The 26,706-nt window shown below is 31.7% G+C and carries 21 protein-coding genes; 6 read left to right on the forward strand and 15 right to left on the reverse strand.

Translation table 11 applies throughout. The features are described 5' to 3' along the window. Nucleotides 1-127 precede the first annotated feature (127 nt). Nucleotides 128-1,141, forward strand: a complete 1,014-nt coding sequence (gene lpxK, locus F0000_RS06715) for a tetraacyldisaccharide 4'-kinase (protein WP_149623944.1) — start codon at nucleotides 128-130, stop codon at nucleotides 1,139-1,141. Between the two features lie 1,019 nt (nucleotides 1,142-2,160). Here the strand turns inward: lpxK and F0000_RS06720 are convergent. From F0000_RS06720 to lipA, 3 genes are all read right to left on the reverse strand, one after another. Beyond that, nucleotides 2,161-4,305: a response regulator gene (locus F0000_RS06720; protein WP_149623945.1), complete on the reverse strand. Its 2,145-nt coding sequence runs from the start codon at nucleotides 4,303-4,305 to the stop codon at nucleotides 2,161-2,163. A gap of 106 nt (nucleotides 4,306-4,411) precedes the next feature. Continuing rightward, nucleotides 4,412-5,416: a type I glyceraldehyde-3-phosphate dehydrogenase gene (gap, locus tag F0000_RS06725; RefSeq protein WP_149623946.1), complete on the reverse strand. Its 1,005-nt coding sequence runs from the start codon at nucleotides 5,414-5,416 to the stop codon at nucleotides 4,412-4,414. A gap of 29 nt (nucleotides 5,417-5,445) precedes the next feature. Beyond that, complete coding sequence (lipA, locus tag F0000_RS06730; protein ID WP_149623947.1) at nucleotides 5,446-6,318, reverse strand: lipoyl synthase; 873 nt, start codon at nucleotides 6,316-6,318, stop codon at nucleotides 5,446-5,448. Nucleotides 6,319-7,165: 847 nt separating this feature from the next. Between lipA and F0000_RS06735 the strand changes: the two genes are divergently transcribed. Next, the gene (locus tag F0000_RS06735; RefSeq protein ID WP_149623948.1) at nucleotides 7,166-7,387 is read left to right on the forward strand and encodes a hypothetical protein; all 222 of its coding nucleotides are present in this window, start codon (nucleotides 7,166-7,168) and stop codon (nucleotides 7,385-7,387) included. Nucleotides 7,388-7,442: 55 nt separating this feature from the next. On the opposite strand, the gene F0000_RS06740 is transcribed toward F0000_RS06735, so the two are convergent. The 4 genes from F0000_RS06740 to F0000_RS06755 form a co-directional block, all read right to left on the reverse strand. Beyond that, on the reverse strand, nucleotides 7,443-8,015 hold the full coding sequence (locus tag F0000_RS06740; protein WP_149623949.1) for an RNA polymerase sigma factor: 573 nt from the start codon (nucleotides 8,013-8,015) through the stop codon (nucleotides 7,443-7,445). A gap of 35 nt (nucleotides 8,016-8,050) precedes the next feature. Continuing rightward, on the reverse strand, nucleotides 8,051-8,257 hold the full coding sequence (locus F0000_RS06745) for a membrane or secreted protein (protein WP_149623950.1): 207 nt from the start codon (nucleotides 8,255-8,257) through the stop codon (nucleotides 8,051-8,053). A gap of 273 nt (nucleotides 8,258-8,530) precedes the next feature. Next, nucleotides 8,531-9,544 (reverse strand): UDP-N-acetylmuramate dehydrogenase, encoded by a 1,014-nt coding sequence (gene murB, locus F0000_RS06750; protein WP_149623951.1) that lies wholly within the window; start codon nucleotides 9,542-9,544, stop codon nucleotides 8,531-8,533. Nucleotides 9,545-9,595: 51 nt separating this feature from the next. Further along, entirely contained in the window at nucleotides 9,596-10,825 is a 1,230-nt protein-coding gene (locus F0000_RS06755) for a pyridoxal phosphate-dependent aminotransferase (protein ID WP_149623952.1), read from the reverse strand. Between the two features lie 167 nt (nucleotides 10,826-10,992). Between F0000_RS06755 and F0000_RS06760 the strand changes: the two genes are divergently transcribed. Next, nucleotides 10,993-12,312, forward strand: a complete 1,320-nt coding sequence (locus F0000_RS06760; RefSeq protein ID WP_149623953.1) for a pepsin/retropepsin-like aspartic protease family protein — start codon at nucleotides 10,993-10,995, stop codon at nucleotides 12,310-12,312. A gap of 50 nt (nucleotides 12,313-12,362) precedes the next feature. On the opposite strand, the gene F0000_RS06765 is transcribed toward F0000_RS06760, so the two are convergent. Beyond that, nucleotides 12,363-12,767, reverse strand: coding sequence for a DUF1573 domain-containing protein (locus F0000_RS06765; RefSeq protein WP_149623954.1), 405 nt, complete (start codon nucleotides 12,765-12,767; stop codon nucleotides 12,363-12,365). Between the two features lie 125 nt (nucleotides 12,768-12,892). On the opposite strand from F0000_RS06765, the gene F0000_RS06770 reads away from it, so the two are divergent. Beyond that, a complete protein-coding gene (locus F0000_RS06770; RefSeq protein WP_149623955.1) occupies nucleotides 12,893-15,529 on the forward strand; it encodes a valine--tRNA ligase in 2,637 nt (878 codons plus the stop codon). A 579-nt stretch (nucleotides 15,530-16,108) separates the two neighbouring features. On the opposite strand, the gene F0000_RS06775 is transcribed toward F0000_RS06770, so the two are convergent. The 7 genes from F0000_RS06775 to F0000_RS06805 form a co-directional block, all read right to left on the reverse strand. Then, nucleotides 16,109-17,659 (reverse strand): spermidine synthase, encoded by a 1,551-nt coding sequence (locus F0000_RS06775; RefSeq protein WP_149623956.1) that lies wholly within the window; start codon nucleotides 17,657-17,659, stop codon nucleotides 16,109-16,111. Next, a complete protein-coding gene (locus F0000_RS06780; protein WP_149623957.1) occupies nucleotides 17,656-18,255 on the reverse strand; it encodes a hypothetical protein in 600 nt (199 codons plus the stop codon). Before F0000_RS06780 ends, F0000_RS06775 begins: the two co-directional genes overlap by 4 nt. A gap of 228 nt (nucleotides 18,256-18,483) precedes the next feature. Beyond that, a complete protein-coding gene (locus F0000_RS27635; protein ID WP_188112032.1) occupies nucleotides 18,484-20,559 on the reverse strand; it encodes an ATP-binding protein in 2,076 nt (691 codons plus the stop codon). 223 nt (nucleotides 20,560-20,782) lie between these two features. Beyond that, nucleotides 20,783-21,019, reverse strand: coding sequence for a TM2 domain-containing protein (locus F0000_RS06790; RefSeq protein WP_223148878.1), 237 nt, complete (start codon nucleotides 21,017-21,019; stop codon nucleotides 20,783-20,785). A gap of 418 nt (nucleotides 21,020-21,437) precedes the next feature. Beyond that, nucleotides 21,438-22,046: a hypothetical protein gene (locus tag F0000_RS06795; protein WP_149623958.1), complete on the reverse strand. Its 609-nt coding sequence runs from the start codon at nucleotides 22,044-22,046 to the stop codon at nucleotides 21,438-21,440. A 544-nt stretch (nucleotides 22,047-22,590) separates the two neighbouring features. Further along, nucleotides 22,591-22,896, reverse strand: coding sequence for a DUF4134 domain-containing protein (locus F0000_RS06800; protein ID WP_149623959.1), 306 nt, complete (start codon nucleotides 22,894-22,896; stop codon nucleotides 22,591-22,593). Then, entirely contained in the window at nucleotides 22,883-23,185 is a 303-nt protein-coding gene (locus F0000_RS06805; RefSeq protein ID WP_149623960.1) for a hypothetical protein, read from the reverse strand. Before F0000_RS06805 ends, F0000_RS06800 begins: the two co-directional genes overlap by 14 nt. Nucleotides 23,186-23,971: 786 nt before the next feature. On the opposite strand from F0000_RS06805, the gene F0000_RS06810 reads away from it, so the two are divergent. Further along, nucleotides 23,972-25,906: an OmpA family protein gene (locus tag F0000_RS06810; RefSeq protein ID WP_149623961.1), complete on the forward strand. Its 1,935-nt coding sequence runs from the start codon at nucleotides 23,972-23,974 to the stop codon at nucleotides 25,904-25,906. Nucleotides 25,907-26,197: 291 nt separating this feature from the next. Then, on the forward strand, nucleotides 26,198-26,476 hold the full coding sequence (locus tag F0000_RS06815; protein WP_149623962.1) for a hypothetical protein: 279 nt from the start codon (nucleotides 26,198-26,200) through the stop codon (nucleotides 26,474-26,476). Nucleotides 26,477-26,706: the final 230 nt, after the last annotated feature.

The following is a 26,706-nucleotide window of genomic DNA, read 5'->3' on the forward strand; positions in this document are numbered from 1 at the left end:
AGAAAGGGAATGTAAAAAAACTTTTAGCAATAATCAAAGTTTCGTTTTATACATTTGTCAAAAGGAATTATGAATGAATTTGGATACAAAAAAAAGTTGACTGATTACAATCGTACGTGAAGTGGTTTTGAATTTACTAAGAAAAATACTTTTGCCCATTGTTCCTGTATATTATATGGTAACTTGGTTAAGGAATAAACTTTATGATCTTGATATAAAGAAATCAATGACTTATGAGGTACCTGTTATTGCTGTAGGTAATCTAAGTGTTGGGGGGACTGGAAAATCACCGATGGTTGAATATCTCATTCGATTACTTAGGGATAAGGTGCATTTGGCAACATTGAGTAGAGGTTATAAGCGAGAAACTAACGGTTTTCAATTGGTCACTATTAATTCTTTGGTAAAAGATGTTGGTGATGAGCCTTTACAGTTTAAAACTAAATTTTGTGATATTGTTGTGGGGGTAGATGGAGATAGGAGGAATGGTATTGCTAATCTAATGAATTTAAGACCCAAACCTTCACTTATTTTATTGGATGATGCTTATCAGCACCGAAAAGTAAAAGCAAGTTTTTATATCTTGCTTACGCCTTACGATGACCTGTATTGTGATGATATTCTCCTGCCAACTGGTAATTTGAGAGAGCCTAGAAAAGGTGCGGATCGAGCAAATATTGTTGTAGTGACCAAATGCCCTGGAGATATTACGCAAGAAGATCGGGTTAGAGTCGCACAAAAATTGCGTATAAAGTCTAATCAGATATTGTTCTTTTCTACAATTAATTATGGGAATGAAATTTTTAATACCTCGGCAAATCGATCTCTGGATTCTCTGAAAGATGTTTTTTTTGTATTAGTTACCGGAATAGCAAATCCAAAACCACTGATAGATTATTATACATCAATAGGGTTGGATTTTAAGCATGTTAGGTATCCTGATCATCATAATTTTACAACCAAAGAACTTAGTGATATAAACAAACATGATTTAATTATTACCACCGAAAAAGATTATGTGCGATTATCCCCAAATTTATCTTCTGATAAATTATGGTATCAACCAATAGAAGTGAAATTTATAGAAGGTAAGGCAGACTTTGACGCTAGAATATTAGAGAATCTCAAAAAAGCGAAGTAATAAAATATTTTTTGTTTGTAACCAATCGTGTTCAGGAATTCCAAATTATTTCTTTTTCTATCATTGATTAATCGCATAACGTATAGCTATGCGTAATGCGGAAGCAGAAAATCTCTAAATTTCGAACTAACACTAAGTCAAAGATTATATTTTGTTTTTATATTTTCTAAAATAGGGCTTGCTGATTTTCTAAAAAAAGCGTTTCAAGTGTTTTGTTTATAGTATATTGAAGTTTTTTTCTTTTCCAAAAAGTCTGTATAAGTGCATTAGATTTTTTATCTTCAGTTCAAATGCCTTGCACTTATGATCAAATATACGGCATCCAATCAATTAACATTAGCGGGTTTCGAGCATCCCTTTGACCAAGAGTTATCTCCAGAAAACAGATGGGTAAAGTTAGCCTGTTTAATGTGAATGCTGTCTCTTTATTGGATACATTTTTTTTTAAGAATCTGGGTAATCAGCTCGATACTTCCTATGCCAATATTTCATGATTCCGTAAGTGATGCCTTGTTTTTCACTATAGTCTCTTATACTTGACGTACTCTTCTTCCATTTTCTTAGGATAGTACCCATCTCTTGTTTTCTTTTTGTTTCTTCTTTTTGCATAGCACAAAACTAAAACCTAATAAGAAGCCAAACAATATGTGGTTTACCGAATACTTACTATTGTCTTTTGTATCTCCATTGTATTATTTTTAATTTAACTCCTTCCTTTCAAATTAGTTCTTCTAGTTATATTTTATACGTTTTATAACTAAAAATTTCGCATATTCATCGTTTCTTTTTCCTTTTTACTTCGTTTAAAAAAATAAACCGTAGCTATAGCTATGCTTGATTTTTTTGCTTTGCATAAAGAAAAAATAATTCAATGAATTTATACGAATTTTTTAATCACAAATCGTATTACAATTAAAAGAAGCAGTAGGGTAGTAGGGTTGTACTTTAATCTTCTTCTTTTCTAATCAGAAAAACACTGTTTTTTTTAATTAAATGTATTTATTAGGAGGAAAAAGGTGCTATGAAGTAGTTTTTGGTGTAGTGAATGCTTTGTGAAGCTTTGTGAAAAACTCTTCTGTTTTATAAGGTTTGGGGATGATATCATTGAATCCGTTATTATAAAACTCATCCAGATTATCGTCCAGTGTCACTGCGGTCAATGCTACAATAGGTATCTTAATATTGAATTCTCTGATTTGCTTGGTAGCCTCGATACCACTAATTCCCGGCATATGAATATCCATAAGAATTAGGTCAAATTCGCCATCTTTGGTTTTATTGATGGCAATGTCTCCATTATCAGCTACATCGCATATCATTTTGTTTTTTTCTAAAATCTTTCTGGTGATTAACTGGTTAATCTTATTGTCTTCTACCACTAATACACGCTTATTGACCATTACACTGTAGTCAATTTTTTTTGCTTCTTCGCGGTAATTTGTAGATGAGTCTTTAAAAACTTCAAATGTAAGGTCAAAATGAAATCTGGATCCGTGACCTAATCGGCTTTCTAGTCTAATTTCGCTATCCATCAATGATAATAAGTTTTTTACAATTGATAAGCCCAATCCGGTACCACCAAATTTTCTGTTGATCTGAACAGATCCTTGTGTAAAGTTTTCGAAAATACTTTGTTGCTTTTTATCAGAGATACCTACTCCATTATCTTTTATTTCAAAATTCAAAAAGACTTTGTTATCAATATGATTAATCATCTTTACGTGTATCCAGATATCTCCATTTTGCGTAAACTTTATGGAATTTCCTATTAGGTTTATCAATATCTGGGATATTTTTAGAGGATCTCCTTTAAGCTTACCAGGTATAGATTTGTCAAACTCATAATGAAGCTTGTTGTTTCTGTCTTTTGCGGATTTGCCTAGTGCAATTAAAACATCATTAATTCTTTTTTGAAGATTAAAAGAAGTGTTTTCTATTTCTACTTTATTGGCTTCGAGTTTGTTTAGGTCCAAGATATTATTAATTAAAGAAAGTAAATACTCTCCAGAGAACTTGAGAGAATTAAGATGTTCTTTTTGGTTAGGTGTAGGGCTTTCTTCTAGTAAGAGATGAGTTAATCCGGTAACAGCATACAGCGGAGTTCTTAGTTCGTGTGTTATTGTGGATAAAAATTGAACTTTGGCTTCGCTGGCACGTTCTGCATTTTCTTTGGCTAATATAAGTTCTGAGTTTTTATTCTGTAATAATTCATTTGCTCTGGCTCTTAGGTTATTATTTTTATATAAGGATAATGTAAGAAGTGATAAAATAGTGATTAGAGCAATACTTAAGATAGTCGTTAGGCGACCAAGTTTGAGTGATTTTTGCTGTTGATTGGTCTGATTTGTTAACTCTTCAATAATAATATCACTCTCCTCAAGATTTAATTTGGCTCGTGCATCTTGCGCAATTATTTCCTTATTGATGTTAAACAAAGAGTCTTTAAATTGCTGATGAAACCTTAAATTGGATAGTGAGGTCTCAAACGCTCCTTTTGCCTGATAAATCTCGCTGTTTAATTGATAACTTTCTGATTGGATTTCAAAATACCCCATCTCTTTACCTATTTGTATCGCCAGTTCATTAGTTTCTATAGCTTCGTCTAACAAGCCCAATATCATTTGTGCTCTTGCTTTATTGGTATATAGTTTTGCCTTATAATAAAATTGCTCGAGTGAATTTATATTAGGAAGTCCACTGTTAAAATGTTTGATGGCCGTTTCTGGTTCATCGATTGCCAGTGCTAATAAACCAAGATTTAGTTTTAGTGGTCCTTGTAGATTTTTCAGATTATTTTTTTGAATTAGCGATTGTGCTTGTTCCAGATGTTTTTTTGCGGTTCCGAAATTTTTAAATTTTGTGTTGATTGCGCCACAAATAGTATAAGAATATGCGAGTGCTACTTCATCATTTTCTTCTTTTTGAATTTTTATTGCACTTGCTATTTGTTCTTCTGCACTTTTTAGGTCACCTAATTCCAGATATAGCTCCGCAAGAACTCGATTTGTTTTTGCCCTGTAAGTTTTGTTATGATCTTTTAATGCCAATTCCCTTGCCAGCGTAATATGATAGAGCGCACTCTCTAGCTGAGCCGTATTAATTGCTTGGGAAGCCATGGTAAGATAGACTTCAATAGAGTCCTTTACTTTACTACTCTCATTCATCTCTCCAGTTTGGGGAAATAGTGTAAAGTTGCAGCTAAGCAATAATAAAATTATAAAATTTTTGATTTGGGTTGGCATTTTCCTCGAAATAACTCAACTAATATAGTTATTTCTTATAAATGTTGATAATTAAATCAATTATTCTATTGCTATATCCTATTTCATTATCATACCAACCGATGATTTTTACCATTTTTCCGATCACAGAAGTCATTAAGGAATCAAATAGGCATGAATTAGGATTCCCTAGTATATCTACAGATACTATCGGGTCTTCTGTATAATCCAGAATACCTTTTAGATAGGTTTCTGATGCTTTTTTAAAAGCTTCATTAATTTCTTCAATAGAAGTTTCTCTTTTTACATTAAAAGTAATATCCGTAAGTGATCCGTCTGGAACAGGTACTCTGATACCACATCCACCAATGACATCACTAAGTTCTGGAAAAATTTTTGTCAATGCCTTTGCAGCTCCGGTAGTAGTGGGAACTATAGATTGACTAGCAGCTCTTGCTCTTCTGAGGTCTTTATGTGGCTGATCGTGCAGGCTTTGATCTGTGGTATAACTATGAATGGTAGTGATATATGCCTGTTCAATGCCGCATAATTCTTTAATTATTTTGATCATTGGTGCAGCATTATTAGTGGTACAGGAGGCATTAGAGATAATGCGTTCTGAGCCATCCAGAATATGATCGTTTACACCAAGTACAATAGTTTTAATGGAATCTTCTATAGGAGGAGCAGAAAGTAACACCTTTTTTGCTCCTGCATCAATATGTTTTTGAACAGCAGATTTGGTTCTAAATTTTCCGGTAGCTTCTACTACAATATCAACAGCATAGTTCTTCCAGTTACAATTCTCAGGCTTTTCTTGACTAGAAAGAGGAATTGATTTATTATTAATGATAATATGCTCTTCAGAATATGATATATCGTGTGTAAGTACGCCGTGGATACTATCATATTTGAGAAGATGACTTAATGTTCTTGTATCCGAAAGATCATTTATTGCGACTACTTCTATATCTTGATGATTAATTAGTAGTCTAAAAAGATTACGACCTATTCTTCCAAAACCATTAATGGCAACTCTTATAGGTGTATTCATTAAATTTTTTGATTGAATTTTACTTGTATTTATGTTAAATGCTTTTGAGCTTTATAAGAAGAGCGGACTAAGGCTCCGCTTTCTACATGTCTGAACCCCATCTCTAACCCAATTTCTTCATATTTTTTAAATTGATCAGGAGTAATGAATTCTTTTACAGGTAAATGTCTTTTACTTGGTTGTAAATACTGTCCAATTGTTACAATATCAAGATTTACAGATCTTAAATCTTTAAGAACCTGAATGACTTCTTCTTCTTTTTCACCAAGACCAAGCATTATACCACTTTTTGTTCTCGAGATACCGTTATCTTTTAGATATTTAAGTACTTCAAGGCTTTGCTCATATTTGGCTTGAATACGTACCTCTCTTGTTAATCTTTTTACGGTTTCCATATTATGAGAAACGACTTCTGGTTTTACCGTAATGATTCTATCTATATTCTTAGTTTTTCCTTGAAAATCAGGGATTAATGTTTCTAAGGTAGTTTCAGGGTTCATTCTGCGAATAGCTTGTATGGTTTCTGCCCAAATAATAGAACCACCATCGGCTAAATCATCTCGATCTACAGAGGTAACCACTGCGTGCTTGATATTCATAATTTTGATAGAACGGGCGACTTTTTCTGGTTCTTCCCAATCTACAGTTTCAGGTCTTCCTGTTTTTACGCCACAGAAGCCGCAAGATCTGGTGCAGATATTTCCCAGGATCATAAAAGTAGCTGTTCCCTCACTCCAGCATTCGCCCATATTAGGACAGCTACCAGAAGTGCAAATAGTATGTAAATTGTATTTGTCAACTAAACCTCTAAGTTCAGTATATTTTTTTCCTGTAGGTAGTTTTACTCGTAGCCATTTTGGTTTCCCCTTTGGTGGGGCTACAGCCGCAACATCATTATTCATACTTAGCAATATTTTTACAAAAATACGAAGAAACCTTAGATTAATTCTTAGTTCTTTAAAAAGTTCTAGTTATTGCAGAAAATGAGTAGTTCTCAAAAATATAAAAAAATCTGTAGCTGTGGTTATGTCTTAATTCTACTTTTTTTAGTACACAAAAAATGACTTTATTTTATGTGAGTAATTTCAAAACCAGAATTGGTATTCCTGTTGAGGACAAGAAGACAAATAATTAGTTTTAAGACATAAGTCAGTCAAATAGTAAATGGTTTAGGAACTAATAATGATATCATTCAGGGAATAGAAAATAATTTCATATATGAATTAAAAAATTCAAATGTGGTAATGAATTGTACAGTTGTTGTTCACCTTTCTTTAATGAAGAAAACAATTTATAATGCTAATAAGATAAGATTGTTAAAATTTAAAATTTTAATGGTGTACAATAATGTCACCTATTTTTAAGTTTTTTTTTTGGTAAAGAATTGATAAACTGACGAAAATCAGGGTAATTTCCAATTAAAAATCAGGGTTTTCACCCTTGATTTATCAATTTATTGTGAGAAAATAGTGTTTTGAGTATTTTTTTTTTGTAAATCTAAAAGTGAAGTGAAAAGCCGAAAACCTAGTAATGACGCTTTGTGAGAAATGCTGGCGGAATTTTTCTGTTATCTTTTTTGACCTACTTTGTGGTTAAACCATATAAAAAATAAGGTTAAACAGTTGTAAATACGATTTCTTTTTATATTTTTGGAATACATAATTTTGAGCATAAACGCTTTAAATCATGGTTAAAATTAGCTTAACCCCATTTTTTATTAATTAAAAAAAAGTTAAAAAAACCAAAAAAATGTCACAAGAAAAAAAACAACTCGAAAAAAACAGAAAAAGAGTAGAAAAATGGTTAATGAGTAATCAAAGATTTATTAACATCACAGGAATCGAAAAGGAGATATCTGCACCTAAAGGATTGGTTCAAAAATTTATCAAATACGATAAAAAAATAAATGATAAATGGATAAATCCACTACACGGTGTTATAAAAGTAATTTCATCTTTTAGTCTTAGATAAATAATACAGTACAGCAATAAGTAATAAGGGAAAAAGGATTCAGCAGAAAAATGAATCACTTTTCCTTTTTATTTGTAATAATTTCTGCAAGAAGCTTACGAGCGCGTAGTAATTTTATCTTTACATTATTCATCGGTTCATCTAATACTTCAGAAATCTCTCTATAACTCAATTCCTGAAAATACCTTAGATTAATTACTTTTTGATAATTAGGTTTTAATTGTTTTATGTAACGTAATAGTTGAGCAAGGTTTTGCTCTGTAATCAATTGATCTTCTGGTGTAGGTGTGTCATCGGCTATTTTATAAACAGCATCATCGACTTCTGTCGTGGTTTTGGATCTTATAGACGCATTTCTTTTACGCAGTAAGTCAATATGTATGTTTTTGGAAATCTGAATTAACCAGGTTTTGAAGTTATATTCTTCTTTAAAGGTATCTATTTTGTCAAATGCTCTGGAAAAGCTTTGAATGGTGATATCTTCAGAGTCATACTCGTCTCTTGTTCTTTTTAGCTGAAAGTTGTATACATCATTCCAGAATGTATGTAAAAGAAAATTAAATGAAGCTTGTTTACCTTCTTTTGCTTTTTTTATGTGTTCCGAAAGATCAGAAGGTTCTTTTTCCAAGGAGTTACTTTTATCAATTCTAATTATAGAATAAACTAATTAGTGTGTTCGCTTTCATTACAATTAGAATACTGATCAGGAGTTTTTCCGCAGAGAGAGCAAGATTCACCTTCTTTATTAAGAAAAGGGCTTTGACTTGCACATGTGCCTGCAAACTTCCCATCTTTTTTAGCCCATAATTTTATAGCAATACCAGCAAATGCCAATAATAGAAGAGTGATTGTAAGTAATAATAATTTCATGATTAAAATATCAAAATTCAATTGCAAAGATACAAAGAAAAATAGCCAGAATTGATGTGATTTATAAATTAGAAAGCGGTAATGACTTACGAATCTTTATTGTGTGTATTGTATTTTGTTGATAAACAGTTGTTTATTTAATTTTTTTAGTATGCTAACGAAAACCAAAATTCCTGTTTTTCAACATCTGTGGTATGATTTTAACAAAAAGTAATCTTTAAAAATTAAATAAATTGGATTAATTTTTATAGGTGATTGATTGTCTTGAAAAATCTAGATAATATTAACTTCAGTTTCTAGATTAATATTGAATTTTTGAAAGACACTGTTCTGTATTTTTTTAGAAAGTTTTAGTAATTCTTGTCCGGTAGCTTCTCCATAATTTACGAGCACCAGTGCCTGCTTGACATGAACACCAGCATCTCCCCACCTTTTTCCTTTAAACCCACATTGTTCTATAAGCCAGCCTGCCGGAACTTTAGTGTTATCCCTGTCTATTTGATAAAAAGGGGCGTTAGGATATGTTTCTTGCAATTTGGAAAAGTCTGTTGTCGATATGACAGGATTTTTGAAAAAACTACCACTATTACCTATCTCTAAAGGGTCGGGAAGTTTGCTTTTTCGAATTTTGATCACTGCTTCTGATACATCTTTGATAGTAGGGTGCGTGATATTGTTTTGCATCAGAGCATTTTCTATAGCTCCGTAACTAGTATTTAGCGTATGTGTTTTTGTTGTTAATCTAAAAGCAACTTTTGTGATAATATATTCACCTTTGAGTTTACTTTTGAAAACCGAATTGCGATATTCAAAATTACAGTCATCATTCAGGAAAGTGTGTTTTTCACCAGTTTGTATGTGAATTGCTTCGCAGCTCACAAAATTATCTTTGAGCTCTGCTCCATATGCTCCTATGTTTTGGATTGGAGCACTGCCGACATATCCTGGTATTAAAGACAGGTTTTCCAGTCCGCCATGATTATTTTTAATGCAAAATTGCACAAAATCATGCCAGTTTTCACCAGCACAAGCCGAAACTAAAACAAAATCTTCTGATAGTTTTTTAATAGAGATCCCTTTGATAGCAATATGCAAAACCAAAGCATCTACATTTCTAGTGAGTAGCATATTGCTGCCACCACTAATGACAAAGATGTTTTTTTTTGGCCTAATAGAAAGTACGTCTATAAGTTCTCTTTCTGAGGTAATTGTTAGAAACTCAGAAGCTACTGCATCAATACCAAATGTATTGTATTTTTTAAGAGATTTATTATACTCTATTTTCAAATGTTTAAAATTTAATATGAATAATCCTTGAGAGAGACAAGTTCTTTATGGTTATAAAATTACATCACTTTGGACTGAAACTATCGCTTCTTGTTCTTTATATTTTTCTAAAGCAAGTTTTAGAATGTGAACAGCTTTTTTTAGATCTCTCCTGTTTAAAACATAAGCTATTCTCACTTGATTTATCCCTTCATTAGGGCTTGAGTAAAATCCAGAAGCCGGGGCAACCATTACCGTTTGTCTGTCAACATGAAACTCATCTAAAAGCCATTTGGCAAAATGATCAGCATTTGAGATAGGTAATTCTGCAATACAGTAAAAAGCTCCTTGTGGGGTAGCAACTTTTACTCCCGGAATTTGTCTTAACCCCTCAACTAATGTATCTCTTCTTTCTTTATATTTTGCAACCGTTTCTATATAGTAGGTATCGGGAGCCTCCAGAGCTGCTTCACTGGCAATTTGAGCAAAAGTAGGAGGGCTTAATCTTGCTTGTGCAAATTTCATTGCAGTTTCCATAACACTTTTGTTTTTGCTAACAATACAGCCAATTCTAGCACCACACATACTATATCTTTTTGAGACAGAATCTACAACAATAGCGTGATCATTCAGGGCTCTTTCCTGTAATATGGAATAATGTTCAGAATTGTCATATACAAATTCCCTATAGACCTCATCAGAGATTAAAAATAAATCATATTTAATAGCTAATTCTGATAATTGCTGTATCTCTTCTTTACTATATAAATATCCTGTTGGGTTTCCAGGATTACATATAAGAATGGCTTTTGTCTTAGGAGTAATAAGTTTTTCAAAATCTTTGATTGGCGGAAGCGCAAAACCATCATCAATTGTAGAAATCACAGGAACTACCTTAACGTTAGATTGTGTAGAAAAACTATAATAATTAGCATAAAAAGGTTCTGGTACGATAATTTCATCTCCGGGATCAGTAATACTACCCATTGTAAATATTAAAGCTTCACTTCCTCCTGTAGTAACTAAAATATCATCAGAAGAGATCGTAATATCATGCTTAGCGTAGTATGCAGCTAATTTTATTCTAAAACTTTCAAAACCTGCAGAATGGCTGTAGGCAAGAACTTCTAGTTTATGATTTCTTACGGCATTTAGGGCTTCAATAGGCGTTTTTATATCGGGTTGTCCAATATTAAGGTGGAAAATATGTTTTCCATCTTTTACGGCTTTTTCTGCAAAAGGAGCTAACTTACGAATTGGTGATTCGGGCATTGCTTTACCTTTACTTGATACTACAGGCATTCTTAGATTATTTAAAATAAGTAAAATAGCGGTAAATTTCTTAAATTATTTAGAATTTAAGTTAATTATTGTAATGAATTTTTAACTATTTTTCTATATTTAGCGAAAAGGAGGTTTTGTACTTGAATTTTTATCATTTTCTCAAAAGAAAAACTTTAATTCTATTTTTGTTGGTTTCTTTCACCTTAATCGGGCAAGAAGGGTTCGAACTTCCTTTAAGGGTTAAGAATAGCAAAATCAATTTTCAATTAGCTAATAATCTTATTATCATTCCGGTAGAGCTTAACGGAGTTAGCCTTTCTTTTATAATGGATACAGGTGTGGGATCTACCATTCTTTTTAGTATCGATAACCGAAAATCTTTAGAGTTAAATAATGCATCCAAAATATATCTTAGAGGTTTGGGGAATGATGAATCTGTAGAAGCTGTAAAGTCATTTGGTAATACCCTAAAAATAGGAGATGCTATTAGTGCAGATCATACTGTGTTTATGATTTTTGACAAATCTATAAATTTTTCCCCTCAGATGGGTTTCCCTATTCACGGTATCATTGGGTATGATTTTTTTAGAAAATTTATTTTGGATATCAATTATACTAGAGAAACAATCAAAATATTTGATCCCAGATTCTATTCTTATAAGAATTGTAAAAAGTGTTATCGTACAGATTTAGATTTAGAAAACGGAAGAAAAAGGCCTATAGTAAAAGCTAAGTATCATACAGAAAATGATGTATTAGATATCAATCTCTTATTAGATTCTGGTTCCAGTTCTGCTTTATGGTTGTTTGAGAGTGATAGTATGAATATACGTGTTCCTAAGGATTCTTTTGAAGCTTTCTTAGGGAAAGGGTTTAATGGTGAGATTTTTGGAAAAAAAACTAAGATTAAAGGGCTTCAGATAGGAGATTTTAAACTAAAAGAAGTTACGGCAGCATTTCCTGATTCCATGTATATACAAGGAATTCCCATAAAAAAACGTCAAGGTTCTATCGGAGGTGGTATTCTAAGAAGATTCAACCTGATAATTGATTACCCTAATAGTAGGATTTCGTTTAAAAAGAACCTTTTTTTTTCGAAACCTTTTTTTTACAATATGAGTGGTCTGACTATCCAGCATAGCGGGATAAGGATATTAAAAGACTATGATATTAGAAAAGGAACAAATCGACCTTCTCTGGATTTTGTGTCAGAACATGATGGAAAAATCTCTAATAGTGTGTATAGTGCAAACGCTAGTGGTTTTATATATACAGTGCAACCTAGATTTGAAATAACAGATGTAAGACCTGATTCTCCGGCAGCTATGGCAGGTCTGAAAAGAGGAGATGAGGTTTTGGAGATAAATGGGCGTAAGGCTCAGAAGTATAAACTCTCTGAACTTAATGACTTGTTTTATTCGGATGAGGGAAAGAAAATAAAAATGAAAATAATGAGATTAGGGATAGAAATAAAATATATTTTTTATCTAAAAAAAGTGATATAAAAAAAGGTTTCGATCAAAAACCGAAACCTTTCTTGTACTAAGACTTTTTTTTAATTCTTTTTTTCAAGAATACTTTTTGTGTCGTCTAATACAGTACCTTTTATTTTAATAGCTTTTGTAGCTTCTTCAGCGTTAGAGTATACTGTTATAGTTTTACGGATAGGTCCGACTCTTTTTGTGTCATACTTAACCTCAATAACACCAGTTGCTCCTGGAGCAATTGGGTCTTCCGGTTTTTTAGGGATTGTACATCCGCAACTAGAATATACTTTAGAGATGACTAAAGGAGCATCTCCTGTATTGGTGAATTCGAATGTACGAACTCCATCACTACCTTTGGCAATTTCTCCGTAATCGACGACCTCTGTTTTAAATTCAATTTTCGCTTTAGCATCCTGAGCATTTAGGGTAGCTCCCAGGAAACTAACAAATAAAATCATTATTATATTTTTCATATTGTAGGTTTTATAATATGTAAAAGTACTTACTTTTTATCCAACTTCAAAATTCCGAAAGACTTTCAGGTTGTCGTATATAATAATTACTTTTGCATTTTAAAAATCAAAAATCAGACCAAAGTATGGCTTTAGCAGCAAAGTATGATGCAAAATCAGTAGAAGAAAAGTGGTATAACTACTGGATGGAAAATAATTATTTTCATTCTGAAGTTGATGAAAGAGAAGCCTACACAATAGTCATTCCACCACCTAATGTTACGGGTGTTTTGCATATGGGACATATGCTCAATAACACTATTCAGGATGTGCTGATCAGAAAAGCACGTCTTCACGGATATAATGCTTGTTGGGTGCCTGGTACAGATCACGCTTCTATAGCTACAGAGGCAAAAGTGGTAGCAAAGCTAAAAGAAGAAGGGATTGATAAAAATAGCTTAACCCGTGAGGAATTTTTGGAACATGCCTGGGAGTGGACTCATAAGCACGGAGGTATTATTCTGGAACAACTTAAAAAACTGGGAGCTTCTTGTGATTGGGAACGTACTGCTTTTACGATGGATGACAATTTGTCTGCTTCTGTGATCAAAGTTTTTGTAGATTTATATAATAAAGGGTTGATATATAGAGGGTACCGAATGGTGAATTGGGATCCTGAAGCTAAGACGACCCTATCAGACGAAGAAGTTATTTATGAAGAAAAGCAAGGAAACTTATATTATCTAAATTATAAAATAGAAGGAAGCGATGAATCTTTAACGATTGCTACGACACGCCCGGAAACAATCATGGGGGATACTGCGATCTGTATCAATCCTAATGATGAGCGATTTATAAATCTAAAAGGTAAAAAGGCAATTGTTCCTATTTGTAATAGAGCCATTCCGATCATTGAAGACGAATATGTGGATATGGAGTTTGGTACAGGTTGTTTAAAAGTAACTCCCGCTCATGATCAAAATGATAAAGAGTTAGGAGATAAACATAGCCTGGATGTGATAGATATTTTTAATGATGATGCTACACTCAATTCTTTTGGATTACATTATGAAGGGAAAGATCGTTTTGTGGTTCGTAAAGAAATTGTAAAAGAGCTTGAGAGTATTGGAGCTTTAGAAAAAACGGAAACCCACCTTAATAAAGTAGGAACTAGTGAACGAACCAAAGCTGTTATAGAACCAAAGCTTAGTGATCAATGGTTTCTAAAGATGGAAGGTCTCGCAAAACCAGCACTTGATGCAGTATTGGATAAAGATGTACATCTGGTTCCCGAAAAATTTATCAATACCTATCGTCACTGGATGGAAAATGTTAGAGATTGGAATATCTCACGGCAGTTATGGTGGGGGCATCAGATACCAGCATATTTTTATGGAAATGGCAAAGAAGATTTTGTTGTGGCCGAGAGTAAAGAGGAAGCACTTCTGTTGGCAAAAGAAAAAACAGGAAATTCTGCTTTAACGATTACAGACTTAACACAGGATCCAGATGCTTTGGATACCTGGTTTTCATCCTGGTTATGGCCAATGAGTGTATTCAATGGTATTTTAGAACCGGATAATAAAGAAATCAATTATTACTATCCAACAAATGATTTAGTAACAGCACCGGAAATTTTATTTTTTTGGGTAGCAAGAATGATCATAGCAGGATACGAATATAGAAAGGAAAAACCTTTTACAAACGTGTATCTCACAGGTATAGTAAGAGATAAACAAAGGAGAAAAATGTCTAAATCATTAGGGAATTCACCTGATCCTTTGGATTTGATCGATCAGTACGGAGCTGATGGTATTCGTGTAGGGATGTTGTTGAGCTCTCCTGCAGGTAATGATTTGATGTTTGATGAAGATTTGTGTAAGCAGGGTAGTGCTTTTGTAAATAAAATATTTAATGCATCCAGGCTTGTTTTGGGATGGGAAGTCGATGCTGATATTTCGCAACCAAAAGCTTCTGAAGTGGCTGTGCAATGGTATCGATCTAAATTTCAGAATGCCTTATTAGAATTAGAAAATAACTATAAGAAGTATAGAATTAGTGATGCGCTAATGACTACTTATAAGCTTATATGGGATGATTTCTGTGGTTGGTTATTAGAAATGGTTAAACCAGCTTACCAATGTCCGATAGATGCAAAAACATATAATGAAGTGGTTACAATTTTGGAAGATAACCTAAAAATAGTACATCCGTTTACTCCATTTATTTCTGAAGAAATCTGGCAGCATATTAAAGAAAGAACGTCAGAAGAGGCTTTGATTATTAGTAGTTGGCCAGAGATTTCAGAAGTTGACACCGGGCTGATAAAAGAATTTGAAATTGCAGCTGATGTGGTTTCAGGAATAAGAACCATCCGAAAAGAAAAAAATATTGCATTTAAAGAGACTATAACATTATCGATTCTAAACCATGATAAGATTGCTAATATTTTTGATCCTGTGATTGTAAAAATGGGGAATATAGATACGCTTTCTTATGTAGAAGAAAAAGTGGAAGGAGCTTTGTCATTTAGAGTGAAATCTAATGAATATTTTATTCCTATTTCTGGAGCAATCAATGTAGAGGAGGAAATTAAAAAGCTCACAGAAGAATTAATATATACTGAAGGCTTTCTGAAATCAGTACAGAAAAAATTACAAAATGAGCGTTTTGTAAATAATGCTCCGGAACAGGTGATTACTAATGAGCGTAAGAAAGAGGCAGATGCAGAGGCAAAAATTGCAACGCTAAAATCAAGCCTTTCTGGCTTGCAAGGAGGATAATGATATTCTATTAATGAACTCATCTTGAGTATTACTTTGACCTACAAAAGTCAAACTTTTCGGTTCAACACCACTGCTCAAGATGAATTCAATATGAAGAAGACGTTGACCATTAAAAGTTGTCAACGTCTTTTTTTGCCCGATAACCAAGATTTAAATTTAAATGCTCTGCTTACCGCGAAATTGAATTTTTTCTAATAAATAATGCATCGTGGGCTCGTCCCGAAGTAGCTAGCAGTAAATTCAGAGGGCAAATGGTAATAGAAGTTGGTATAAAATCATTTTTTTGTTTTTCAGACGTGTAACCCTGTAATACGATTTATAACTAAAAATTTCGCATATTCATCGTTTCTTTTTCCTTTCTACTTCATTTAAAAAATAAACCGTAGCTATAGCTATGCTTGATTTTTTTGTCTTGTATAAAGAAAAAATAATTCAATGAATTTATACGAATTTTTTAATCACAAATCGTATAACTGGTGAAATTATTACATTGTAGTCAGGATTATTCTTTTTAAGTTTTATATCATTTCCTACTAAAAATAACCGCTGAATAGTTACGACCACTACATGAGTAAATTAATATTTTTTGCCATAGAAAAAATTAGAGAATATATTGTCAACTTTGTATTCAGATGCAATATTATCGTCTGTTATTAACCATAAGTTTTCTTTTAGAATTGACTCCCTAACATCGATTAAAGGCGTATTAACAAGTTTTTCTAATATTGTTCGGGTATTTTTATTTTTTTTAAAAAGAGGTGTATTGTCAATTTTGAAAGACAAAAGGTTTTCTCGTATACTACTTTTGGGTATTGCAAATGGTGTATCACTTGCAGCAACAAAATTTCTATAGGTTACTATATGCTCATATACATTAGCTCCAGTATAGATATTATCTCTAAGTCCGGTTGTATTCCAATAAACCACTCCTCCTATGTTCAGAGCGCTCTTACATTTTTCAAGAAATTCTTTAGAAAGCAAATTTGTACTATGCTCCCTCCAATAAAAAGTAGTATTCATGATAATCATATCAAATTTTTTATCTGGATTGTGATGTAACCATCTTCTTCCATCATCAATGTGAATTTTAATTTTTTCATCTTTTAGAATTGAAGCGATTTCAGGGTATTCTTTTATAGCATTTATGTACTGCGGATTTATTTCTATAATAGTTAATGTATTAATTTTTTCATAATTGCTTAGCATTTTTGCCCAAGCCCCTGTACTTAATCCGATCATTAATACATCTCGAGGTTCTGGATGTAATGCTGCTGTCATACATGCTCTTTGGATTCCGTTAGAATCGTTTTCTATATCTACTTGAACTCTACCGTCATAAATTCCATTGCCATAGACTATATCCCCAGATTCATCTCCAACAATAGTAATAATTCCATTTTTTCCATGCCACATTTGAGTGAATTTTGTCTTTTCTGAATACTCTGTTCCAAAATGAAAAATTTCGAAATAGTCAGCATATAAGATGTCTGATGTAAATATCATAAAAACCATTGTGCCTATAGAGAAGTAGGTCATAGTTTTGTTAGATAATATTTTGGATTTGGTTTTTAGATAAATGATAAGAGAAATGACTAAACAAATGATGCAAAGAATAGTAACTATTGTAGGAGTAGAAAAATGGTCCAACAATACAAAACCTGTTAGTAAGGGACCAGCAGTAGCTCCCAATATAGTACCTGCATATATCCATGAAGTATATTTTCCGATCAATTCTACTTTCGGAGGTATAGATATATGACATAATAGGGGGAATATACACCCTAGTAAAAATGAAACAATACTAACGATAATGAGTAAGAAAATGAAAAACGACTCATGTAGTGTCATAAGATGACCTGTCAAAGGGAAGCCTGCAAAATTTAAAATTCCAGCCAAAAACAGGCATTTCGAAATTATTAACGTAATATTTTTTTCGTTTTTAGAAATCAAAATATTTCCAAACTTTGCTCCAAAAGCAATTCCAAACAGAACAAGAGATAGTACAAGTGCAAAAACTCCTGATTTTCCTTTCATTACATAGCCTATGACAGACATCCATAATATTTCCATACTTATACTGACAAAACTCACAATGGTTGCTATAATAATTGCAGATCTTAGTTTCATATAGTTAATTTTTGAGAGAATTTTTGTATTAAATAAGTTAGTAATCCGATGATGAGATTAAGGGCGGCAGCAATATAAGTCACCGTAGATAATGAAAATAAGGTAAAAAGAAACCATATAGTTATCAGGCAAGCCAATGCCGAACCTAAAGTATTTACATAATAGAGTTGAGATAGAGAGTTTCCAACAGATCCTGAAACCTTATAAAGATAGGTGACCAATATAGGTAATGTTGCTCCCATACCTATAGTAGGGATAATTAGAATCATAAAAACAGTAAAAGGCAAGAACCATGTGGGAAAATGCAATGTTACAAGGGTTATATACTTTATAATAGGAATACTAAAAATGCCAAACAGACCTATCCCTATCTCAAAAAGAATAAAGAGAAATAAAAGCCTGTTCTTAAATTTTTTAGAAAGATATCCTCCAAATAGGGATCCAATACCAAGCCCTAACATAAAAATAGATACTATAATTGTTATAGCTTCTATATTAACTCCAAAGGAAGTAAACAAAACACGTTGCCATACTATTTGATAAATAATGGCTGAAAAACCAGATAAAAAGAAAAGGGATACTATTTTTTTTAACATTATTATCTTTTTTTAAATTTAAGAATGATTAGGGTCTATTTAAAAACAATTTACAAAGGCAAAACCCTTCTCTTTTTTATAAAGATTTTATATCCCCTTGTTTTAAAATCACTGAGTAAAAAATCAGTTTTTTTACCTACACAAAAAGAGTAAATAGCTATTTTTTGTTTTTCATAAACAAAGAAGTGTAATTTCAAGATTACAATGATGTAAATTAATGGTTCTCTTTTAATGTTTTTTTTGAATAGCTTGTAGTGTTGCTCCACCATGTTTGGTAACCCTGGGTCTGGTCGAAATTTTTAGAGGTTTAAAGGTGATGCCTTTTTCTGTAGCCTTTGTAGCCCATAAATATCCATCTCCTGGGTTTAAAACATTCATATCCTGTGGACTTAATATTTCTAGTTGTGTAAGCGAGTATTTTATATGATCCAGCCACTTTGGACTGTTAAATTTGTGCAATAGTACCACTGAACTTAACTCTATGATCTCATTAGGTAAACTGGGGGGATCCTGGCTGGCAATAAGTATGTTTACTCCTTTGTGGCGCATTTCTCTTATGGTAGTAACAATATTGGAAGTAAGTTCTTTATTATCCATATATTTATGAGCCTCATCAAAAACGATGAATTTATTAAAATGATTGCCGTCTACTTCCTTTATACCCGAAAAAATATTAAGTATGATAACAAACAACCCCAAAGCTTCATCCTTATCAATAAATTCATCTCTCAGGTCTACAATAATCAACCTGCCCGGTTTTACAATATCCTTAAGATAAAATGTATCATCAATATACTCTGCAGCAAAATCAATTTTTTGTAGAGCCAGACCTTTTTCAAATTCTGTAAAAAGAATGGAAGATTCAACATCTCTTCTTATAGCGTCTAGATTTAGGTTTTTTCGATGACTTTTTGCTATGGCTTTCAATTGTTTTACATAGTTGGCATCGGTTCCTACAGCCCCCAACATAAACATCCAGTCCTGAACTTTTAACTCCTTAGGATTAAAAGCTATAGGGAGTATTTCTATTGATGGATATTCTTCTCTTTTTTCCAGGAGCTTATCTTTAGGACATAAGATAATAACATCTTCGATATTACCAGGATCTGCTCCGTATACTTTTTTTAGTTTTTTTAATTCCCTATCCTGATCGTTTGGGTATATCATAGAAGTAAATTCTGGTTCATATTCCATGCTTTCACTGTAGTGAAAAATAACACCTGCAAGAGGGGATGGAAGTTCAGACACATGACTGAATTGCTTCAGTACCATTTCTGAGATAGTTCCAATGGTATAACTCTTTCCGCCTCCTTGAACACCAAAAAGGCTAATAGTGTTGGTTCCACTTAAATCTATAGCAATCTTTCCGCCTCTATAACTTTCTCCAATAATTCCAAATTGATTAGTAGGAGAATTGCTTCCTATCAATATATCATAATGAGGTGTTATGTGCTCAGTAGGTAATGATATGGAATCTACATCCTCAGGCATTCTCCATTTAGAAAAATTTAAAGCAGGGTATGTCGTGAAGATTATTTTGCTTAAGTTTTGAATATCTTCTTTATGATTGCTGACAAGACTGATCAAATCTCTTTGTAATACATCTTGTCTTGCCGGTAAGAATGAGATTCGATCATAAATCGTTTTTTCTGAGGCGCATAAAACATGAATACTTTTCAAATTAATATCCAATCGCTGCCTAATTGTGTTATGATCTCTAATCAGATCTTCATCTGGTATTAATCCCAATAAAAAAATAAAGTTTCCTATATTTTTTGCGTTAAACCCATATGTATGGAGAGCAATTAAATAGTTGATTGTGCAATAGATATCAAGAGGATTGGGTTTAATATAATCTAAACAATTCAGAATATCCTCTTTTATGATTTTATAATAATCCTCAGGAGCTTTAGCAAGTAATTTTGTAAAGGTTTGTGTTTGCAAATCCCAAGAAAATAATTCATCCATTTCTTTTATCCCAATAATATTTTCTACAACAGATATTACTGGAGAAGGTATCAAAATTAAAAAGGCTTTATTTTTATTTTGTAAAAGAGGAAAAAATTTAGATACTGAAATATATTTTTGATCATCGCATAATTCTGAATCAAGAATGTAGGGTGATATCGATGGATATTCTGAGTTAAGAATTTCCCAAATGTATTCCATACTATTTGAATTATATCCCTTTATCCCATATACTTCACCCGGCTGTATTTTTAAGAGTTCTTCTTGGATGAATATTGTAAATTCATCCATAATAGATTTATAATTAAAACTTAATGTTGAAATATCTTTTATCATTTCAATATCTTTTTAATGTTGTCTTCGCAGAGAAAGATCTCAGGGTTAAGCCGAAGGTTTTAGTGTTTTCAAAACAAGAGGGTATGAGCGCTCAAAAAGACAATTTTACATGTCTTGGTCTATCTTATTGGTAGATCAAAATTTAAAATAGAATTGAGAATAATTTAGCTAGCTTTAATTCTTTGAAATTCATCAATGATCAAAAAAAATATTCCATAAACCTCTAGTTTTTGATAATAATTCCATCACCGTCTTTAAAATTACCTGTAATAATTACAATGAGATCAATAAGAGCCCAAATGCCAAGTCCACCAAAAGTAAGGAGCATAAAAATTCCTGTCCATGGTTTCCTAACATAAAATCTATGAATTCCTAGTGGTGCAAGAAAAAAGCACAGTAATAATGTGACCATAAAATTTTTGTTACTTTTCTTAACTGTTTCCATTGTTAATGTTTCCATAATGTTATAGTTTTAAATTTTTGTTTTATTAATTTTTGTTTTATTAAATTTTGTTGTTGTTGCTTGGAGTTATTACTTACCTTACGCAATTGGATAAGTATTTTCTTCGTTTTAACAAAAAAACCTTTTGGTAAATCTCTTTTTTCTTAAAAAATAATATTTGCCGTAGTTTTAGCCATTAAATTGAGTTTAGATAATATCGAACAGATCAATTAGATTTGATTGTAATGCATTAATAGTTATTTAAATAAAATCTTCTCAACAATACTGTTTAATTTTAAAAAATGTGCGTAAGGTGAATTAATTTGATTATCCTTTTAGTTTTTAAAACACTGTTTTATATTTATCTATTTAAAAATTGAATCAAAGAGTACTCTCATTAATCAGTGCTGAAACAGCAGATTGCACAATTTTTTAGTTAGTAAGTTTTTATCATGTAATTTTCAATCAATAATCCATGAGGGTTTTTTTCTGACCTGCTTATATTTTGAAGCCGAAAGGAAGTGTATAAATTATTTACACTTTCTAGCTGATTATCTGTTCTTTTTACAATTACTTTTCCATAGAACTCCCCTCTATATGGATGACTGCTGTCATCAACTTTTATAGAATCGATTTGTAAATGATGTTCAAAATTATTAGATAATAGATCAGAATAATGACCATTGTGTTTTCGTGTCAGATACAGGTCTTTCCCGGAACTTCCAATAAGATGAAGTGCTTTGTCGATTCTCTGTTCATAATTAAACTGATCAATTTCAAAAAAATGTTTATGAAAAACCTTGATGTGATCTATGATTTCAGGTTTTCTGGTTTGATCTACCTGATATTTGTCTATGCTATTGATAAGGATAGCTTTTCCGTCGTTAGTTAATAAATATGTTGTATCAATATATTTAGTACTTACACGATAAGACCATAGCATACTTCCAAAAGAAATTAATACACAGAGAGCAAAACTGGTAAATAAAGCAATTTTAATAGTGGTAAAAGTCTTTGGTATATTTTTTAAAGAATCTAACTCCATGGTTTCAAGATTTTATTTTTTAAAAATGAAGGAAAACTTCACAAGGTGTTTTAGAAGCGGTTTAATCTTTTCTCAATTCGCTATAAAAATGTCCTTTTTCATTCAATTTTTGTCTTTTTTTTATATCGTAGTGCTGCTATGAAGTGCAAAAAACATTTTGATGGATTAAAAACTACTATTTTTCGCTAGAATCAAAAAAGTTTAAATTACTTCTATTAAAATACGTAACAAAATGATACTTTTAAATAGATATAAGATAGAAAAACTGTGCCTGAGAATTTAATAAATTATTAGGGTTACCCATTTAGTTCTCAAAGTGTTGAAAATGAGCAGTAATTTTTTTTGAAAATTTTGACCGTTTTGCCATAAAACTCAATATTTATAATCCTTAAGCTGATATAATTAATATTATTCCTGCGACTTAATTGGGTAACCCTATAAATTATAAAACAGTTTTTGATTTACACTAATTAATATTCATCGAAGTTCTATCTGGAATACTGTTTTTTTAACTTGAAAAAAACATTTTAAATAGCTTGTTATATTATACAAAAACATTTACTATTAGTGCAGCTAATCCAAATACTGCCAAACCAATTACAAACTTGATAAAGTTTTTCTGAGCCTGATCATTTCCTTGCATATATTGAATGAAAATCAGGAAACCACCTACGATTGCAAAAACACCTACAGCAGCATTTAGCGAAGTACTGATAGTAGATCCCCAAGAAGAGATTTTATTAGCTATTCCGGAACCTCCGCCTCCGGAAGCTGATGCGAAACTTGAGGTTAGTAAACATGCCATAATCACTAATTGCTTAGCTCTTTTTTTAAATTTAATTATTTTCATTTTCAACAGATTTATTATTAATTATTCTTTTAATTGGCGTATCCATAAGGATGATTTTAGAGTCTGTTAAATATTTAATATACTCAAACAGTTCTCCCTCTCTTTTAAATTTCTTCTTCATCCATATATATATAACTAATAGTACTGGGCATATTAGAGAAATTAAAAAGTTGGTAAATACAGTAAACATAAAGAATAGACTAGTTATGATTATGAAAACTACTGTCTTTAGAGGTATTCCAAATACTACAGGAACTTTTTCTAGTTCTTTTGGGATCTTAAATTCCATTGTTAAAGCTATATTATATGAGGTTAAAAAATGATCTCTAAATGAGTTACCATCATAAAAACAAACAAGGAATCAAACTACCCTATAAGTTTCTAAAATTTTTAACTGATATATTAAATAAAAATATTGGTTTTGATTACTAAAAACTAAATAGATGGGTGTTAAGATTCACTCAATCAGTTAGTTAATTTGATTAGTTTGATATCAGAGATAGGTTGTAATTGTTTTAACAACACGGAGAAAAACATTTGAATTTAATCAAAAGTGTTTAGAATAACTGAGAGTATGTTTAAAAAGAATACAAATTGAAAATCAATAGTTTGAGGTTCTGAGTACACTTCAAATTATGAGTATATCGAGATATTTACATTAATTTGAAGTAAGCTCACGGTTCTTAAAATATTTGTTTTCAAGAAGTAAGGTTTTTAAACAAGCTCTAAGATCTATTCTCAGTAAGAACCGATCTTGTTTATATGGGTTGTGATAAAAATCCCACTAAAATTCTAGTATTAAATTCAAAAAATGAAAAAAGAATTTTAATAATTGCATAGGGTGATTGTCTGCTTCAGATGTCTTTAGAAAAAGTACCTGACATGAAATCAAAGTGTTTAGATTACACTTTTCAGTTATAGATTAAGCAGGTACATTAATAGTTTGCTATTTAGTTTGTATTGATTTTGATAAATCCTTTTTATAAATGATACTTGACAGCAGCTATCAATCGCATTAATTATTAAACAATTAATATCTATAATTTAACACTTTCTTAGAACTAATAAATAACTTATGAAATCACAGAAAATTATCCTATTATGCGTCTCTTTTTTTTGTTTTATGACTACGATTTCTCAGGAAAGTAAAAAAAAATTATCAATAGCGCATTCAAAATTCGAAAAATATGCTTTTGCTGACGCTAGGGAGATGTACTTAGAATTAGCTGCGACTGGTTATAGACCGGCAGATCTGTTAATGAAACTAGGTGATTCGTATTATTTTAATGGAGAGCTACAAAATGCTTTTGAGTGGTATGCTGAATTGATCACCAAATTTTCAGATTATGATGCAGAATATTTATTTAGATATGCGCAAACTCTTAAAAACATAGAATTATATGATGAAGCGAATAACAGGATGAAAGAATATTACCTGAAAAAAGGAATTAGTTATAGTGACCTTTTTAAAAACAAAGAGCGTAATTATCTGGAATTAATAGACTTGCAATCTGATAATGCTAAAATACTAAACTTCGAATTCAACTCTATTTACTCAGAATCATCTCCAGGTTTTATGCCCGATGGAGGCGTGAGTTTCTCCTCATCCAGAGATATGTCTTCAAAAGAAAAAGACACTCGTAATAATCAACCTTTTAAAGATTTGTATTTTTATAAAGAAGGTAAGATTACTAAATTCCCATCACCGGTCAATACAAAAAATTCTGAAGTTTCTGTAGCATTTACAAAAAATGGGGATACGATTTACTTTACAAGAAGTAGTAACTTAAATGGTGAGAAAATAAGCAAATACAGGAGCACTGCTCATTCTAAATTATATCGCGCCATATTCAAAAAAGGTAAGTGGAAAAATATAAAAGAATTACCATTTAACGATTCCAAATATTCTGTGGCTGATCCGTGTATAAGTCCTGATGGTAAAAAATTATTTTTTACCAGTGATATGCCGGGTGGATTTGGGAAAATGGATATTTATGAAGTAGAAATCCTCAAAAAAGGAAAATTTGGGAAACCTAAAAATGTAGGTAGCAAAATTAATACTATAGGTAATGAAGTAACACCTTTTCTTGGCAAAGAAAAAGAATTATATTTTGCCAGTAACGGACAATTAGGATTAGGAGGGTTAGATATTTTTGTGAGTGAATGTCCAAATGGAGAATATTTAGCCCCTGTTAATCTAGGAAAACCTATAAATAGTCCTGGAAATGATTTTGGCTTTGTAATCAATCAGGATTTAAAAGAAGGGTACTTTGCAAGTAATAGATCAGAAACTATTGGAGATAATGATATCTTTAAATTTAAATTAAAGAAAAAACTAATCACAAAATATAATCAGACACTTCAAATAAAAATTAAGGATGCTATAACAAAAAACAGCCTGGGAGGAATTGGATTATTATTATTTAATGAAAAAGGGGATATAATCGAAAGAGCTTCTACAAATGAAAACGGGTTTTACGAATTTGATATTAATTGCTCTCAATCCTACATTATTAGAACCTCTAATGACATCTATAGAACGGAAGAAGTTGTATTTCAATCAAATTACGAAATTCATAAAAAACATATGCTGGATATTGATTTATACCGAGGGGAAAATCTAGCAAGGATTAGCTTTCCGGCAAGAAATGACCTTAATGATATATTACAATCATCTACTATTTATTTTGATGAGGATGGGGGAGATCTAAAATCTAGTGATAAAATTGAACTAATGGATGTCATAGGATTACTTACAGCCAACCCTGATTTAAAAATAGAAGTGAAAGGCTATACAGATAATCAGGGAAATCGTGACTATAATCATATATTAAGCTTAAAAAGATCTATGAGTATTAAAAATTATCTGGTTCAAGATGGTCATATAAATCCCAATAGGATAAAAGCCATCGGTAATGGGGAATTAAACCCAAGGGTTGATTGCGGAGATGATTGTTCTGAAAATGAACATCGACTTAACAGGCGGGGCGAATTAGTAGTGGTGCAATGACACCTCAATCGAATACATTCAAAACCTAATATGTGAAATTAAAAGTTTCCTTACCGTCTCTATTGAAGGAATCTCATTTGAATAATCATCATAATTTTTGAACTATTCAAATTCGTTTATGACCAAATAGATAATCAATAAATATTCTTTTGACCTACGAACGAAACAGCTCAAAATAATGATCCTTATTTCGGAAAAAACTACTTTTTTGAGGGTATGGTTATCTGTAAAGTATTTTATAATATAAAAATGCACAATATAAACTAGAGTATAAATCAAAAATCTTAAAATATGGAAAAACTACAATCAAGAGCATCAGTACCAACCCAGAAACCAATGATACCCAGAGCAGAAGCCCATAATAAATTAGAACTTAAAATTACAGCGAGGTATGGTGAAAAATCTGATCTTAAAACTAGTATAAGAAATAAAGCGAAAATGGAATTGACCATTTATCTAAAGAGCCATACAAAAGGGGTTAGCTCTTCTCAATTAGATAAATTTATAGATGATGCCCAAAATAAAGTAGATAAGAAAAATAATAAGAGGATTAAGAAAGTAAAAAGATAAGAAAATAAGATTATAGCGATTTACTCCTCAAATCCTATAGGTGTATGGCCGAGGGATTATGATTCTCAACTGTAAAATAATCTTCGGCCATTTTAATCTCATCGGAAGTGTAATTATAACCCTGTCTCAGGGTTAAGCCCCAGGAGGGCTCTGGGAGCTAGCTCCCAGAGCCCTCCTGGGGCTTGGTCGCTAAATCAAGTGCTATCCGATCCCCAAATTTAATATATAAT

It is taken from the genome of Aquimarina sp. RZ0 (assembly GCF_008370685.1).
Lineage (GTDB): Bacteria > Bacteroidota > Bacteroidia > Flavobacteriales > Flavobacteriaceae > Aquimarina.

Coding starts and splice junctions, on each gene's coding strand:
- F0000_RS06720 (WP_149623945.1), bottom strand. CDS start 4,305: ATGAATGAGAGTAGTAAAGTAAAGGACTCTATTGAAGTCTATCTTACC.
- gap (WP_149623946.1), bottom strand. CDS start 5,416: ATGAATACACCTATAAGAGTTGCCATTAATGGTTTTGGAAGAATAGGT.
- lipA (WP_149623947.1), bottom strand. CDS start 6,318: ATGAATAATGATGTTGCGGCTGTAGCCCCACCAAAGGGGAAACCAAAA.
- F0000_RS06735 (WP_149623948.1), top strand. CDS start 7,166: ATGTCACAAGAAAAAAAACAACTCGAAAAAAACAGAAAAAGAGTAGAA.
- F0000_RS06745 (WP_149623950.1), bottom strand. CDS start 8,257: ATGAAATTATTATTACTTACAATCACTCTTCTATTATTGGCATTTGCT.
- F0000_RS06755 (WP_149623952.1), bottom strand. CDS start 10,825: ATGCCTGTAGTATCAAGTAAAGGTAAAGCAATGCCCGAATCACCAATT.
- F0000_RS06765 (WP_149623954.1), bottom strand. CDS start 12,767: ATGAAAAATATAATAATGATTTTATTTGTTAGTTTCCTGGGAGCTACC.
- F0000_RS06770 (WP_149623955.1), top strand. CDS start 12,893: ATGGCTTTAGCAGCAAAGTATGATGCAAAATCAGTAGAAGAAAAGTGG.
- F0000_RS06775 (WP_149623956.1), bottom strand. CDS start 17,659: ATGAAACTAAGATCTGCAATTATTATAGCAACCATTGTGAGTTTTGTC.
- F0000_RS06780 (WP_149623957.1), bottom strand. CDS start 18,255: ATGTTAAAAAAAATAGTATCCCTTTTCTTTTTATCTGGTTTTTCAGCC.
- F0000_RS27635 (WP_188112032.1), bottom strand. CDS start 20,559: ATGATAAAAGATATTTCAACATTAAGTTTTAATTATAAATCTATTATG.
- F0000_RS06790 (WP_223148878.1), bottom strand. CDS start 21,019: ATGGAAACATTAACAATGGAAACAGTTAAGAAAAGTAACAAAAATTTT.
- F0000_RS06795 (WP_149623958.1), bottom strand. CDS start 22,046: ATGGAGTTAGATTCTTTAAAAAATATACCAAAGACTTTTACCACTATT.
- F0000_RS06800 (WP_149623959.1), bottom strand. CDS start 22,896: ATGAAAATAATTAAATTTAAAAAAAGAGCTAAGCAATTAGTGATTATG.
- F0000_RS06805 (WP_149623960.1), bottom strand. CDS start 23,185: ATGGAATTTAAGATCCCAAAAGAACTAGAAAAAGTTCCTGTAGTATTT.
- F0000_RS06810 (WP_149623961.1), top strand. CDS start 23,972: ATGAAATCACAGAAAATTATCCTATTATGCGTCTCTTTTTTTTGTTTT.
- F0000_RS06815 (WP_149623962.1), top strand. CDS start 26,198: ATGGAAAAACTACAATCAAGAGCATCAGTACCAACCCAGAAACCAATG.